16 protein-coding genes are annotated in these 14,797 nt (G+C 63.6%); 6 read left to right on the plus strand and 10 right to left on the minus strand.

The window, feature by feature from the left end:
• Nucleotides 1–49: 49 nt before the first annotated feature.
• The 6 genes from H3Z74_RS20350 to H3Z74_RS20375 form a co-directional block, all read right to left on the minus strand.
• Nucleotides 50–673, minus strand: coding sequence for a riboflavin synthase (locus H3Z74_RS20350; protein WP_187761343.1), 624 nt, complete (start codon nt 671–673; stop codon nt 50–52).
• Nucleotides 674–1,642: a bifunctional diaminohydroxyphosphoribosylaminopyrimidine deaminase/5-amino-6-(5-phosphoribosylamino)uracil reductase RibD gene (gene ribD, locus H3Z74_RS20355; protein ID WP_187764439.1), complete on the minus strand. Its 969-nt coding sequence runs from the start codon at nt 1,640–1,642 to the stop codon at nt 674–676.
• A 29-nt stretch (nt 1,643–1,671) separates the two neighbouring features.
• Nucleotides 1,672–2,019, minus strand: coding sequence for a hypothetical protein (locus tag H3Z74_RS20360; RefSeq protein WP_187761344.1), 348 nt, complete (start codon nt 2,017–2,019; stop codon nt 1,672–1,674).
• A gap of 105 nt (nt 2,020–2,124) precedes the next feature.
• Nucleotides 2,125–2,730: an energy transducer TonB gene (locus H3Z74_RS20365; protein ID WP_229726707.1), complete on the minus strand. Its 606-nt coding sequence runs from the start codon at nt 2,728–2,730 to the stop codon at nt 2,125–2,127.
• 656 nt (nt 2,731–3,386) lie between these two features.
• On the minus strand, nt 3,387–4,712 hold the full coding sequence (locus tag H3Z74_RS20370) for a glutamate--tRNA ligase (RefSeq protein ID WP_187761346.1): 1,326 nt from the start codon (nt 4,710–4,712) through the stop codon (nt 3,387–3,389).
• 43 nt (nt 4,713–4,755) lie between these two features.
• Complete coding sequence (locus tag H3Z74_RS20375) at nt 4,756–5,277, minus strand: YcxB family protein (protein ID WP_187761347.1); 522 nt, start codon at nt 5,275–5,277, stop codon at nt 4,756–4,758.
• Between the two features lie 77 nt (nt 5,278–5,354).
• Here H3Z74_RS20375 and H3Z74_RS20380 point away from each other — a divergent pair, with 77 nt between their 5' ends.
• The gene (locus H3Z74_RS20380) at nt 5,355–6,290 is read left to right on the plus strand and encodes a ribose-phosphate pyrophosphokinase (RefSeq protein ID WP_187761348.1); all 936 of its coding nucleotides are present in this window, start codon (nt 5,355–5,357) and stop codon (nt 6,288–6,290) included.
• Between the two features lie 104 nt (nt 6,291–6,394).
• On the opposite strand, the gene H3Z74_RS20385 is transcribed toward H3Z74_RS20380, so the two are convergent.
• On the minus strand, nt 6,395–7,129 hold the full coding sequence (locus tag H3Z74_RS20385) for a sulfite exporter TauE/SafE family protein (RefSeq protein ID WP_390901780.1): 735 nt from the start codon (nt 7,127–7,129) through the stop codon (nt 6,395–6,397).
• Nucleotides 7,130–7,140: 11 nt separating this feature from the next.
• The gene (locus H3Z74_RS20390) at nt 7,141–7,662 is read right to left on the minus strand and encodes a sterol desaturase family protein (RefSeq protein WP_187761350.1); all 522 of its coding nucleotides are present in this window, start codon (nt 7,660–7,662) and stop codon (nt 7,141–7,143) included.
• A gap of 68 nt (nt 7,663–7,730) precedes the next feature.
• Here H3Z74_RS20390 and H3Z74_RS20395 point away from each other — a divergent pair, with 68 nt between their 5' ends.
• From H3Z74_RS20395 to H3Z74_RS20415, 5 genes are all read left to right on the plus strand, one after another.
• Nucleotides 7,731–8,021 carry a hypothetical protein gene (locus H3Z74_RS20395; protein WP_229726708.1) on the plus strand — a complete coding sequence of 97 codons (291 nt, stop codon included), beginning with the start codon at nt 7,731–7,733 and terminating at the stop codon, nt 8,019–8,021.
• A 139-nt stretch (nt 8,022–8,160) separates the two neighbouring features.
• The gene (sucC, locus tag H3Z74_RS20400; protein WP_187761352.1) at nt 8,161–9,360 is read left to right on the plus strand and encodes an ADP-forming succinate--CoA ligase subunit beta; all 1,200 of its coding nucleotides are present in this window, start codon (nt 8,161–8,163) and stop codon (nt 9,358–9,360) included.
• A gap of 45 nt (nt 9,361–9,405) precedes the next feature.
• On the plus strand, nt 9,406–10,152 hold the full coding sequence (locus H3Z74_RS20405; RefSeq protein WP_187761353.1) for an electron transfer flavoprotein subunit beta/FixA family protein: 747 nt from the start codon (nt 9,406–9,408) through the stop codon (nt 10,150–10,152).
• A complete protein-coding gene (locus H3Z74_RS20410) occupies nt 10,149–11,078 on the plus strand; it encodes an electron transfer flavoprotein subunit alpha/FixB family protein (protein ID WP_187761354.1) in 930 nt (309 codons plus the stop codon). Before H3Z74_RS20405 ends, H3Z74_RS20410 begins: the two co-directional genes overlap by 4 nt.
• A gap of 12 nt (nt 11,079–11,090) precedes the next feature.
• A complete protein-coding gene (locus tag H3Z74_RS20415) occupies nt 11,091–11,771 on the plus strand; it encodes a phytanoyl-CoA dioxygenase family protein (protein WP_187764440.1) in 681 nt (226 codons plus the stop codon).
• 18 nt (nt 11,772–11,789) lie between these two features.
• Here H3Z74_RS20415 and H3Z74_RS20420 read toward each other — a convergent pair whose 3' ends face one another.
• Both H3Z74_RS20420 and H3Z74_RS20425 read right to left on the minus strand, forming a co-directional pair.
• Entirely contained in the window at nt 11,790–12,314 is a 525-nt protein-coding gene (locus H3Z74_RS20420) for a hypothetical protein (protein WP_187761355.1), read from the minus strand.
• 147 nt (nt 12,315–12,461) lie between these two features.
• Nucleotides 12,462–14,765, minus strand: coding sequence for a TonB-dependent receptor (locus H3Z74_RS20425; protein WP_187761356.1), 2,304 nt, complete (start codon nt 14,763–14,765; stop codon nt 12,462–12,464).
• Nucleotides 14,766–14,797: the final 32 nt, after the last annotated feature.

A 14,797-nucleotide genomic window follows, 5' to 3' on the forward strand; every position in this document is an offset into this window, starting at 1 on the left:
AGATGTGATCTTTGATATGATCATCACATTACAACATCAAGAGCGAACATTACGCGGTAGCGAGTCGTTCCTGCATCCGCGCCAGATAACGCGCCAGCACATCAATCTCGAGATTGACCGCGCGGCCCGCCGTGAGGTCACCAAGCGCGGTGACCGCCCAAGTGTGGGGAATGATGTTGAGATCGAACGCGGTGGTCCCGTCGGTACGGTCGGCCACAGCGTTGACGGTGAGCGAAACACCGTCGACCGTCACCGATCCCTTGGCCGCGATATAAGGCGCGATATCGGCCGGCGCGATCACCGTCACGCGGTGCGAGCCTCCATCCGGCTCGATCGCGTCGATCGTGCCGATGCCGTCGACATGGCCAGTAACGATATGCCCGCCCAGTTCGTCGCCAAGCTTCAAGGCACGTTCAAGGTTCAGGCGCCGGCCTTCACTCCACTGATCGCGCGCGGTGCGGCTGATCGTTTCGCCCGACACATCGACCGCGAACCAGCTTGGCCCCTTGTCCACAACAGTCAGGCAGACGCCGGAACAGGCGATCGACGCCCCCAGTTCCACCGCCGTGGTATCATAGCTGGTCGAGATGCGCGCATGCATGTCGCCGCCGGTGTCGGCCCGCGTTTCGAGTCGCTCGATCGCACCGATGTCGGTGATGATGCCGGTGAACATTCAGACGGGCTCCCTGTCGCGCTGGCGATCGTCGCGCTCGTAGACCTGGAGCTGGTCGCTGCCAAGCATGCGGCTGTCATGCAGGCGCCACCGGCCATGCGCGGCAGTGAGATCGGCCAGGCCGATACCGGGCAAGGTCAGGCCACCACCAACGAGAATCGGCGCACGGTAAAGAAGCAGGCGATCCACCAGGTCGGCGGACAGGAAAGCGGCGGCAGTCTGCACCCCTCCCTCGACCAGAAGATGGTCGGTATCGGCCAGCATCGCGATGTCGCCGGGCGTCGCCACAGTCTCCCACCCATCAGGTCCTTCCGATCGGGACAGCAGGATGCGCCGCGGGCTGCGCGCGCCCAGTCCCGCCAGACGGACATCGAGCAAGGGAGCATCGGCCTGCCATGTCCCGCGCCCGACCAGGATCGCCTCGTGCCGGGCGCGCTCGAGATGCGCATGGGCACGCGCCTCGGGACCGGTAATCCATTTGCTCGACCCGCTGGCCATCGCCACCGCGCCGTCGAGCGACTGAGCCAGCTTCAGCGTGACGAACGGCCGGCCGTTCGTGCGCCGGGTGATGAAACCGGCCATCGAGCGCCGCGCCGCGGCCTCGGCAATACCCATCGCGACTTCGACCCCCGCGCCGCGCAGGCGCTCGGCGCCCAGTCCGTCGGTGCGCGGATCGGGGTCGCGCAGGCCGGCCACCAGGCGCGCGATGCCTGCCGTGATCAGCGAGTCGGCACAGGCGGGGCCGCGGGACGATGCATGCGCGCAGGGTTCAAGCGTCACATAGCAGGTCGCACCGCGCGCCGCGTCACCTGCCGCTGCCAGCGCCATGGCCTCGGCATGAGGTCGCCCGCCCGGCTGGGTCCAGCCTCGCCCGACGATGCGTCCGGCATTGACGATGATGCAGCCGACATTGGGATTGGGCGCGGTGCGTCCGCGCCCGCGCTCGGCGAGCGCAAGCGCCGCCGCCATCCAGCGCGCATCGGCTTGCAACGCTGCGCTCAGATGCCGAGCTTTTCGAGCTTGCTGTCGAGTCGTTTGAACTCTTCCTGGGTCTTCTTGCGCTGTGCTTCCTCGTCGGCACGGCGCTTGGCCTCGATCGGCCCGTCGATCTTCTGTTGCGCGCGGATTTCGGCATCGGTGCGCGATGCGGGCCATTGCTGGACGTAGATGATGTTGGGCCGATAGACCCGCTCTTCATGGCTATCGATCGTGAAGGCGACGAGGATCGAGCCGAACAGCGCAACGGACAGCAGCAGAAAGCCCAGCTCATGCGGCCGGCGCTGCCTCAGGAATCCGCGCAGGTCGTCGACGGCGCGGAACATGTTGAAATGACGAAGGACGCTCATGGGCGTGAAGATAGGCGCGTGGGGACGGCGATGCCAGCCCCACGCGCCCATGGTCAGGACGGTGCCCCAGGAAAGTTAATCAGCACCGTCCGGACCTGTTCATGCTCAACCTTCCTCGTTGAGCACAAAGCTGACACTGAGAGTCTGCCACGATTCCTGCGGAACACCGTCGCGCGTGGCCGGCTTGAAGCGCCACTTGCTCAGTGCCTGGCGCTCGGTCACTTCGAAAAAGGCGTCGCTCGCCGCGCTGACCTTTATCACCTGCTTCACGCGACCGTCAGCGCCGATCAGGACTCGCACCGTGACACGGCCTTCATTGCCCGCACGCCGTTCGCCCGCCGGATAGGTCGGCTGGAACACACTGGCATATTTCGGATCACGGAGCGCGCCGGTCAACACAGCGACATGAGGCGGCGGATCATAGGTAACCGTACCCGTACCTGTGCCCGGCACAAAGGGAGGGGTGATCGTTGTCGTCCCACTGACGAGATTGGTGCTCGCTGTCTGTATGATCGGGTCGGGGTTTATTGGTCGCTCTGGCTGAGCCCGCTGAATCACCTTCGTTTCGGGCTTAGGCTTGATCTCAGGTTTGATCGGCTCGGGAGGGGGAGTTTCTGGAATAGGGATGTTCGTCCCTTCCAGAATCGTCTCAACCCGCGTCGTTATCTCAGGCGTCGAGAAAATCAGCGCGGCGAGGATCGCGCCGTTCAATCCGATTGCGACAGTCAGCGAACCGGGCTTGATCCCGGTCTTGCCATAACGATCCGCGTACATTGGCCGTCTCCATCATCTCCTTGAGTGCAACATCCGGTCTGTCGCCGGCTTGTTGATGAAATGATACAACGTTACCTTGATGACTGTCAATGATATAACGTCACAACGCTGCAATGGCACGGTTTGCCGCGCATCAGTCACCCCAGCACCAACGTCGGACTACAATTTAAAAGAGGCTCTGTGGGCATGGCCGGGCCAAAAGCCCGCCGACCGGCTCGATGAGTCGACCCCGGTCGGCTGACGCGACGGGTCGAGAGTCGCGGCAGCGACACCTTCGCCTTTATGCCAGGCCTGAGCTCAGATTTGGGTTCGATTGTCCTGCACAGCGGCACCGTCGGCGCATGATCGATGACCGGAATATTCCGGGTCACCAATATTGTAGCCGGTGCATAGGCGAACAGCGGGGGTATCGAGGAGATCAGTGCCGCCAGGATCAGGCCATAGGATCCGGCGGCAAGACCGAGCGAGCCGAGCCGGATGCTAGGTCCGCCGTGACGATTGGTATACATTGATGCCCTCTCCCGTCCGCTCGTTCCGGCGGCCAAGAGTAATGTTATACCATTACATCATCGTCATCAAGGAAAGGCGCCTTATTACGGCGTGAGTCGTTCCACCGCGCGCGCGCGTCCGATCAGCGGTAGCAATGCAGCCATATCCGGACCATGATCGCGCCCGGTCAGCGCCCGGCGCAGCGGCAGGAACAGCGCTTTGCCGCCCCGGCCGCTCGATGCCTTGAGCGCAGCGGTCAGCGAGTGCCAGGGGTCCGCGCCCCAGTCGAGCTCACCCGCAACTCGCGCTGCTTCAGTCAGGAAGTCGCGATCGGCATCGTCGATCACCGACTCGACCGGCCCCTCGATCACGCCCCACCAGTCCGCCGCCTCGGCAATGACCGTCAGATTGGGACGCACCGCCTCCCATTCCGCACGCCCCATGCCGGTCGGCAGCCGGTCGGCGACCTGATCGAAATCGAGGCTATGGATAATGCGCGTATTGACCGCCGCCAGCTCGGCATCGTCGAAACGCGCGGGCGCGCGGCCGAAGCGGGCGAAGTCGAAGCTGGCGATGAGCGGCCCGGCCTCGGCAATCGGCTCGACCGGATCGCTGGTGCCGAGCCGCGCAAGCAGCGCCCGGATCGCCTGCGGCTCGATGCCCTGCTCGCGAAACGCCTCGACACCGAGCGACCCCAGCCGCTTCGACAATTTGCCTTCGCTGCCGACCAGCAGTGCCTCATGCGCAAAAGCCGGCGGCGTCGCACCCATCGCGGCGAACATCTGCAACTGCAGCGCGGTATTCGACACATGGTCCTCGCCGCGCACGACATGCGTGACCCCCATATCGATATCGTCGATCGCCGACGGGAGCATATAGAGCCAAGACCCGTCGGCACGTCGGATCACCGGATCGCTCATCGTCGCTCCGTCGAAGCGCTGATGGCCGCGAACCAGGTCGTCCCATTCGATCGGCGCGGAATGTTCGAGCCTGAAGCGCCAATGCGGACGGATTCCTTCGGCCTCAAGCGCGGCACGATCGCCGTCGCTCAGCGCCAACGCCGCACGGTCGTAAATCGGCGGCAGTCCGCGCCCGGCGGCGATCTTGCGCTTCAGGTCGAGTTCCTGCGCCGTTTCATAGGCGGGATAGATATGCCCGGCGGCGCGCAACGTCTCGAAGCGGGCCTCGTACAGGGCAAAGCGCGCCGATTGCCGCTCCTCGCCGTCGTGCGCCAGTCCGAGCCAGTCGAGATCCGTGCGGATCGCGGTGACGAACACTTCTTCGCTACGCCCTGCATCGGTATCGTCGATGCGCAGCCAGAATTGCCCGCCGGTCTTCTTGGCCCATAGCCAGTTATGCAGCGCAGTGCGGATATTGCCGACGTGCAGGGTGCCGGTCGGGCTGGGCGCGAAGCGGGTGATGACGGTCATATGCGTCGCACTAGGATCGATGCTCTAAGGCCGCAACCAGCGATCAGCGTACGATCCCCGCCTGCGCCGAAGTCCGCAGGTCGATCAGTTGCTCCGGTGTAAGCACGCGTTTCGGGACGAACTGATAAAGCTGGTCGTTGAAGAAGAAGAGGAACGTTGCCCGCCCCTCGGCCCAGTCGTGATAATCGCCCCAGGGGATCGTGCTGGTCCCGCTGGTCGAGCTGGAAACGGTGCCGACATCGTTCCAGAGGAAGGCAAAGTCACGCGCGAGGATGCGCTGCTGGTGAAAAAGCCGCGTCGCACGGCGCGGCAGCAGCGCATAGCTTATCAGCATGAGTATCGTGATGAGGCCGATAAAGCCGCCCGTCATGCCCAGAACAAACAGCGCGCGGTACGTAAGATCGGGTTCGTCCCAGACGATGAGGGCCCCGCCGACCGTTACCAGCGCCAGCATGATCGATGCGCGGACGGCGAAGCGGCGCGCCTGCAAGGCATGCATATACCAGACGCGTGCCGCCCCGATATAATCGTCGACATCGGGTCGAAAGCTGGTCTCACCGGGCATCGTCGCACTCCTGCCTTTCGATTTCTCTAGCCCGCCTCTAAGAGACGCTCAATCGGCGAGCAAAAAGGGCGGCCCAAATGAAGTTACTGACCGGCAATTCGAACCTGCCGCTGGCGCGCGATGTCGCCGCTTATCTCGAAATCGCACTGACCCAGGCGAGCGTGCGACGCTTTGCCGATGAGGAAGTGTTCGTCGAGATTCATGAGAATGTCCGCGGCGAGGACGTGTTCGTGCTGCAATCGACCGGCTATCCGGCAAACGACAATCTGATGGAGCTGCTGATCTGCATCGACGCATTGAAACGCGCCTCGGCCAAGCGCATCACTGCCGTCGTGCCCTATTTCGGCTATGCCCGGCAGGATCGCAAACCCGGCCCACGCACCCCGATCTCGGCCAAGCTGGTCGCCAATCTGATCACCGTGGCGGGTGCCGACCGCGTGCTCTCGGTCGATCTCCATGCCGGGCAGATCCAGGGCTTTTTCGATATCCCGACCGACAATCTCTATGGTGCGCCGGTAATGTCGGCCGACATCCTGACTCGCTTCGGCGACCGCAACCTGATGGTCGTATCGCCCGACGTGGGCGGCGTGGTGCGCGCCCGCGCTCTGGCCAAGCGGCTCAACAACGCGCCGCTGGCGATCGTCGACAAGCGCCGCGAGCGCGCCGGCGAATCGGAGGTGATGAACATCATCGGTGAAGTCGAGGGCCGCTTCTGCATCCTGATCGACGACATCGTCGATTCGGCCGGCACCCTGTGCAACGCTGCCGCCGCGCTGAAGGAGGCCGGGGCCGAGGGCGTCGTCGCCTATGTCACGCACGGTGTGCTCTCGGGCGGCGCCGTAGCGCGAGTCGAAGGATCGGCGCTGGAGGAACTGGTGATCACCGATTCGATCGGCAGCCATGAGGTGATCAAGGACGCGAAGCGCATCCGCCATCTGACCATCGCCCCCTTGCTCGGCGAAGCGATCAAGCGGATCGCGGATGAGAGCTCGGTGTCGTCGCTGTTCGATTGACAGGCGATACTCCCTCCCGTTCGTGCTGAGCTTGTCGAAGCACCATTCTCCTCGGCCCGACGGGAGAAAGACGGCCCTTCGACAAGCTCAGGGCGAACGGAAACCTATGTGAGCGCATCCCAGATGAGTTTCACCCCGACCAGCATCATCAGCACATAGATCGCGCTGTAGAAGCGGTCGGGCGCGACCCGACGCACCAGCCACACGCCGGCCAGCGTGGAGGCGATCGCCACCGGCAGCAGCAACGCCGCCGCCATGAGATTGTCGTGGCTGAACTGGCCCAGCGCCCAGTAAGCCGGCACTTTCGCCCAGTTGACCGCCGCGAAGAAGATCGCCGTCGTGCCAATCAGCACATCGCGGTCGAGCCGGCGCGGCAGCACCCAGACCTGGAATGGCGGCTGGCCGGCATGGGCGATCTGGCTGGTGAAGCCCGAGGCGACGCCGCACAGCGCCCCGACCCAGCCCGGCGAACGCGATGACGTGCGCAGCACGCCGCCGCGTTCGACCCACAAGCGGTAGCCGCCGAACAGCAGCGAGATCGCACCGACCAGCCCGAGCACCGTATCGGCCGAAACCTGTGCGGCGAACAGATAGCCAAGCCCGATGCCGATCGCCGCTCCCGGCAAGGTCCAGACGAGGACATAGCCGTCCCAGCTTTTGCGAAAGGCCCATAAGCTCACCACATCCTGCACGATCAGGATCGGCAGCAGGATCGCCGCCGCCCGCACCGGCGAGATCGCCAGCGCCATGATCGGCAGCGACAGGGCGCCCATTCCTGCAAACCCGCCCTTGGACAGGCCGAGCAGGATCACCGCCGGCACCGCCAGCGCGAAAAACAATGCGCCTTCGGTCAATCGATGGGCACGGCGTCCGGCCGCCCGGCAGGCGCACGAACCCCGGCATGCTGGCGGCGCTTGAGTTCAGCTTTCAATACCTCGGGCCGTGGGGCCCAGAGAAAGCCGAAGCTGACCGTGCCCGCCTTTGTCTCGACGACATGGTGCAACCGGTGCGCCTGGATGATGCGCTTCATATAGGATGATTTGGGCAGATAGCGGGTCGCGATGCGGCGATGGACGATCACGTCGTGAAAGCCGAAATAGATTGCGCCATACCCGGCGATCCCCGCCCCGATCCAGGTGAAGCCCGGCCACCAGCCGAGTTGCACGCCGCCGAGCAGCAATATGAACGACGGGATCGCGAAGATCACCGCATAGAGATCGTTCAGTTCCCAATGGCCGGTACGCGGACGGTGATGGCTTTCGTGCAGGAACCAGCCGAACCCGTGCATCACCCAGCGGTGCGCGACATAGGCGACCAGTTCCATCGCGAGGATCGTCGCGAAAAATAGCGGCAGGCCGGTTGTCCAATGCATGGGGCGCGATATAGCGGCGGGACTGAATGATTGCGAGGCCGCCGATGCGCCGTCTATTGCCGTTCTCCATGCTGTTGCTCCCGGCGTTGCTCCTCGCCGCCTGTTCGACGCCGGAGACGCTCACCCGCGACGGCCTGATCAAGGCCGGAATTCCCAAGTCGATCGCCGGATGCATGGCGCGCCGGATGACCGATCGCCTCTCGCTGCTGCAACTGCGTCGCCTGTCCGCGCTGGGCAAGGCGAAGCAATCCGGCGATCTCGAGCAATTCCTCCACCGGGTGCGGTCGCTGAACGATCCGGAGATTGTCCGCGTGACTACCAGTTCCGCCGGGCTTTGCGCCGTCGGCCTGGCTGACTAGTCGCATGGTGTGACGGCAGTCACCAGGTCGCTCCTTCGCCGCGCGGTGCGCGAGCTGTCAGCATCCGAAGGGGTGGATTCGCCTGACGCGCTGTGCTTAAGGCCCTGCGACATCGATTTTCTGAAGAGGCGCCCGCCCCATGAACATCCACGAATATCAGGCCAAGGAACTGCTCGCCAAGTTCGGCGTCCCCGTTCCTGCCGGCTTTGCCGCCCTCACCGTGGACGAGGCGGTCGCCGCGGCCGCGAAGCTCCCCGGGCCGCTCTATGTCGTAAAGGCGCAGATTCATGCCGGCGGCCGCGGCAAGGGCAAGTTCAAGGAACTCGGCCCCGACGCCAAGGGCGGCGTCCGGCTGGCCAGGACCGCAGATGAAGTTCGCGCGGCAGCGACCGACATGCTCGGCAACACGCTGGTGACGATCCAGACCGGCGAGCATGGCAAGCAGGTCAACCGTCTGTACGTCACCGACGGCGTCGACATCGCCAAGGAATTCTACCTCGCGCTGTTGGTCAACCGCGCATCGGGCCGCATCTCGATGGTCGTGTCGACCGAGGGCGGCATGGACATCGAAACCGTCGCGCACGACACGCCGGAAAAGATCCAGACCTTCGACATCGATCCCGCGACCGGCTTCATGCCGCATCACGGCCGCGCCGTCGCCAATGCGCTGGGCCTTGAGGGCGATCTCGCCAAGCAGGCCGCGTCGACCGCCTCCAAGCTGTATGACGCGTTCCTCGGCACCGATGCCGAGCAGATTGAGATCAACCCGCTCGCCGTCACGGATGACGGGCAGTTACTGGTACTCGACGCCAAGGTCGGCTTCGACGGCAACGCCATGTTCCGCCATCCCGACCTGATGGCGCTGCGCGACGAAAGCGAAGAGGATCCAGCCGAACTCGAAGCGTCGAAATACGACCTCGCCTACATCAAGCTCGACGGCGATATCGGCTGCATGGTCAATGGCGCGGGTCTCGCCATGGCGACGATGGACATCATCAAGCTGAACGGCATGTTCCCGGCCAATTTCCTCGACGTCGGCGGCGGCGCTTCGAAGGAGAAGGTGACCGCGGCGTTCAAGATCATTCTCGCCGATCCGGCGGTGAAGGGCATATTGGTCAACATCTTCGGCGGCATCATGAAGTGCGACATCATCGCCGACGGTATCGTCGCCGCGGCCAAGGAAGTGAACCTTTCGGTGCCGCTGGTGGTTCGCCTCGAAGGGACCAATGTCGAGGAGGGCAAGCGCATCCTGTCGACCTCTGGCCTCGCCATCGTGCCTGCCAACGATCTCGGCGATGCGGCGCGCAAGATCGTCGCGGAAGTCAAAGCTGCCGCCTGAACCGTTTCTCCCCAGGAACGCATTCGGTCACACGGAGAAGATGCAATGAAGGTGCTGGTGCCGGTCAAGCGGGTGCTTGACTACAACGTGAAGCCCCGCGTGAAAGCGGACGGGACGGGCGTCGATCTGGCGAACGTCAAGATGAGCATGAACCCGTTCGACGAGATCGCGGTCGAGGAAGCCATCCGCCTGAAGGACAAGGGCGTCACCGAGATCGTCGTGGTGTCGATCGGCGAGCAAAAGGCGCAGGAAACGCTGCGCACCGCGCTCGCCATGGGCGCCGACCGCGCGATCCTGGTCGTCTCGGAAGAAAAGGTCGAGCCGCTCGGCGTGGCCAAGCTGCTCGCCAAGATCGTCGAGGAAGAGAAGCCCGATCTGGTGATCCTCGGCAAGCAGGCGATCGACGACGACAACAACCAGACCGGCCAGATGCTCGCCGGCCTGCTCGGCGTCGGCCAGGCGACCTTCGCCTCGAAGGTCGAGCTCGCATCGGACAGCGTCACGGTGACGCGCGAAGTCGATGGCGGTTCGGAAACCGAAAAGCTCTCGCTACCCGCGATCATCACCACCGACCTGCGCCTCAACGAGCCGCGCTATGCGTCGCTGCCCAACATCATGAAGGCCAAGTCCAAGCCGCTCGCGCAAAAGACCCCGGCCGATTACGGCGTCGATGTCTCCCCGCGTCTGGCCACGCTGAAAGTGGTCGAGCCGGCCAAGCGCACCGCTGGCGTCAAGGTCGCCGATGTCGATGAACTGGTGGCTAAACTCAAGGCGATGGGAGTCGCGAAATGAAGACGCTCGTCTGGGTCGAACATGACGGCAAGGTCGTCAAGGATGCCACGCTCGCCGTGGTCACCGCCGCGTCGAAGCTCGGCGAAGTCCATCTGCTCGTCGCCGGTTCGGGCGTCGATGCGGTTGCCGCCGAAGCCGCCAAGATCGCCGGCGTGGGCAAGGTCCATGTCGCCGATGACGCCGCCTATGCGCATGCGCTGGCCGAGAATGTCGCGCCTCTGGTCGTCTCGCTGATGGGCGATCATGACGCGTTCCTCGTGCCCGCGACCTCGAACGGCAAGAATATCGCGCCGCGCGTTGCCGCTTTGCTCGACGTGATGCAGATCAGCGACATCCTGTCGGTGGAGAGCGAAGATACGTTCACGCGCCCGATCTATGCCGGCAACGCGATCGCCACCGTGCAGTCAAAGGATGCGAAGAAGGTCATTTCGGTACGCGGCACCGCGTTCGAAAAGGCCGCCACCTCGGGTGGATCGGGCACGATCGAGAAGGTCGCATCGACCGGTGACAAGGGGCTGTCGACCTATGTCGGCTCCGAGATCGCCAAGTCGGAGCGTCCCGAACTGACCAGCGCGAAGATCATCGTGTCGGGTGGCCGTGCGCTGCAGAACTCGGAGAACTTCCATTCGATCATCGAACCGCTTGCCGACAAGCTCGGTGCCGGCGTCGGCGCTTCGCGTGCCGCGGTGGACGCGGGCTATGTCCCGAACGACTATCAGGTCGGCCAGACCGGCAAGATCGTCGCCCCCGAAGTCTATATCGCGATCGGTATCTCCGGCGCGATCCAGCATCTCGCGGGGATGAAGGATTCGAAGACGATCATCGCGATCAACAAGGACGAGGACGCGCCGATCTTCCAGGTCGCGGACATCGGCCTGGTCGGCGATCTGTTCAAGATCGTACCGGAGCTGACCGAAAAGCTCTGATCCGTGTCAGCAATGACGCTCGAACATGATGGGGCGGTGCGACAGGGTCGCGCCGCCCTTTCGATTCTGGGTGACCTTGATGCATTGGCCGATCGCCAGCCACAGGAGCGTGCTGGAATCAGGCTGCAGGGCGTCGATGCGCTTGTCCCGCTGCTGGCAAGCGATGGATCACTCGGCGCACTCGCGGCGCAAACGCTCGGTCCGGAATGCCGGCCGGTGCGCGCGATCCTGTTCGACAAGACCGAGGCGACCAATTGGGCATTGGGCTGGCATCAGGACCGCACGGTCGTGGTACGCGAGCGTCACGAGACTCCGGGGTTCGGGCCCTGGACGATCAAAGCCGGGATGACCCATGTCGCGCCGCCGGTCGACCTGCTCGCCGGCATGGTAACGATGCGCGTACACCTCGACGACGTGCCCGACACCAATGCGCCGTTGCTGATCGCGCCGGGTTCGCATCGGCTGGGCCGGATCGCCGAGTCGGAAATCGATACGATCGTCGCACGATGCGGCACGATCGTCTGTCTCGCCGAGCGCGGCGATGTATGGCTGTACGCGACACTGATCCTGCATGCATCGGAAGCGGCCACCAGGCCCAGACGACGCCGTGTACTGCAGATCGACTTCGCTGCGAACGACCTGCCGGGCGACCTCGAATGGCTCGGACTCCAAGCCGGCGATGCCGCGCTGTAGCGTCGATTTCCCGTAAGCTCAGTTGCCGAGGTCAAGCTTCTCGAAGATGAACTCGCCGGTTGAGCAGGACACGCGGGCGACCGGTGCTGGACCCAATACGACAATAGCGTTCTTCTGCACTCCGGCGAAGGCGATGGTTGCCGAACCCGATGCATCGACGCTGATCGTGAAGGGCATCGGCTGCAGCAATGCAGATTTGCCGATCTCGACCTCTGTTTTCTCGCCACCGATGGTGAGAATGATTGAGGCCGTCATGGCTTGGGCATCCACGCTCGGGAAGCCAGCCAGCTGCAGCTGGATCGAATTCTTACCGTCGGCACTGCTCAATGCGACATTGCCTACGGCTCCCCATCGGGGAATTTCGATCATGTTGCGCGCCGTCAGCACACCACTGATCTTGTTCACATTACCGGATTGCGTCGTTTTCAACGCGGAGAACCGACCTCCTGTCGAATCGCAGTCATAGTCGAGCGTCGAAGCCGCGACCGGCATGGCCGGCAATAGAAGCACCAGGGAAAGACCCGCCGCAAGATATCGGTTCATGAAAAGCCCCCCAATGTGCCGAATGATAGCCGATGCAAGGGGGCAGGCAAGCTATGCCAGAAACTCAATGAGCGAGGCGGAGCGCGTTCAACTGCCCCTTTTTGGCCGTCCTTCGTGCTGCGGCAGAAGGACGGCCATGAGCGTCCGTCAGAATTTCGCCGACAATTGCACGCCGTAGAGACGCGGTTCGGCGGGGATATAGGTGGGAATGCCGAACCCGCCGCCGGTGTTGCCGGCATCGAGCAGATAATCCTTGTTGAACAGGTTGCGGGCGAAGGCGGCCAGTTCGAACCGGTCGCCACCCTCGCCGCCAAAGCCGACGCCAGCCCGCACATTGACCAGAGTCACCGGCCCCTGGGCGATCAGCGGATTGTTCGGAATCTCGAAGAAGATACGGCTGCGATAGGTGATCGTTGGCGTAGCGAAGAGACGGAGACCATGGCCGATCGGCGTGTCGATGGTGATTCCCCCCGACGCCTGAACATCGGGCTGCAGCCGGAATTTGGCGCCGCGGAAATTGGCCGCAATGCCCGGTTTGTCGTCGATGCCGCCATCGATATAGGCGATATTGGCGAAGGCGCTCAGCCATTTTGTCGGGCGAAGATTGATTTCCGCCTCGACGCCCTTGTTGCTTGCCGTGCCGGCGCTTTGTGTCTGGGTGGTGCCGTTGGGCAGGACCACGCTGACCTGGAAATTATCATAGGTCATGTAATAAGCACCGATCGATCCCGAGACGATGCCTGCCGATCCCTTCAGCCCGACCTCGTAATTCCAGACATTCTCCGCCGCGACCGGCGTGAAGGCGGCGACCGGCCCGGTTGCCCTCGCTGCCGCACCGAGCTGCACGGTCGCCGAGCGGCGGCCCTTCGATACGGTGGCATAGGCATTCACCTTGTCCGACAGACGGTACAGTGCGTTGAAGCGCGGCAGGACGGCGGAAAAACTGTCTTCGGTACGGAAAGTCTGGCCACCGGTATCGACCTGGCCGGGAATCAGCGACGCACCGCCAGTGATGACCGAACGCGGTACGCGCGCGAAAAAGCCCGACTGGCGCTTTTCGATCAGCAGACGCACGCCGGCGGTCAGTTCGAGCCGCGGCGTCGGGGTGAAGGTGCCATCGGCAAAGACCGAATAGCTGTCGTTGATACCTGAGTTCTGGAACACCGAGCTGTACGGAATGACCGTCGCCGCGCCCTTGGTCAGGATCGCGGTGGCCCCCGAAGCGGCAACGGTGCCGTTCGGCGCAACACAGGCGAGGCCCGGGATCAGCCGTGCCGCGCATTGCAGGAAAGTGCCTTCTTCGGCCGAGAAGGGTACGTTCTGCAGGCTGTTTTCATGGAAGAAGTTGAAGCCGAACGACCCACGAAACCGGTCGCTGGTGTAGGCGAAGCGGGTTTCATGGTTGAACTGGTCACCCTTGGCGCCTTCGGCGAATTCCAGATACCAGGCGGCCGAGCCGTCGGCGTCGAAGATTTCGAGCGAATCGAACTTGCGATAGGCATTGACCATGGTCACCGACCAGTCATCGGCAAAATTATAGCTGAGCGTCAGATTGGCGTCATAGACGTCGCGCTTCAGCCCGAGCTTCGCTGCACCAAGCGCTTGCCGCGAAAGCGGCGATCCGCCGAGATAGGCGTCGCCGAACGGATTGCCCGGCCCCGATGCGGTGGGCAGCGCGCGCGAAACGAACGCAGTCCCCGGGTTACGCTGCCGGTCATAGGTCAGGATCAGGTCGGCGGTGAGATCCTCGGTCGGGGTGAAGCGCAGCGATCCGCGCACGCCAAGCTGGTTCTGACCGTTGAGATCGTCCTGGTTGGGCGCGAGATTGTTGACATAGCCGTCGCGCTTCTTGAACGCGAAAGCCAAGCGGCCGGCGATTTTGTCCGACCCGAGGTTGATGTGGCCGGCGAGCAGGCGCTGGTCGAAATTGCCGATCCCGCCGGTCAATTCGCCCGAAAAGCCTTCCTTCGGGTGCGCCGAGATGATGCTGATCGCGCCGACCGCCGAGGCGGTGCCGAACAGGGTCGCCTGCGGCCCCTTGATCACTTCGATCCGCTCGACGTCGTAAATGTCCTGATACGACCCGCGCGAGCGCGAGATATCGACGCCGTTATAATAGAGCGTGACGCGCGCCGCCTGCTGCGCCGATCCGGAATCCGATGTGATGCCGCGAATGACGATGCCGGGATTGTTGGCGCTCTGTTCCTGGATGTTGAGCCCCGGGATGAAAAAAGCCAGTTCGTCGAGGTCGGAAACGCCGAGCTGCTTCATCCGCTCGCCGGTCACCGCACTCAGCGTGATCGGTACGTCGACTTCCTTTTCGCTACGCTTCTGCGCGGTCACAATGATGTCGTTCTTATCGACCTCGGCGCTGGGTTCCTGCACCTGCGCCATGGCTGGCAGCGCCGCGACCGAGGCGAGCAGAAAGACGAGTGTGGATGTGATGCGCATGAAAGGCCCCCGTTGAAGTACGAACGCCTTCG

The organism is Sphingomonas alpina (assembly GCF_014490665.1).
Lineage (GTDB): Bacteria > Pseudomonadota > Alphaproteobacteria > Sphingomonadales > Sphingomonadaceae > Sphingomonas > Sphingomonas alpina.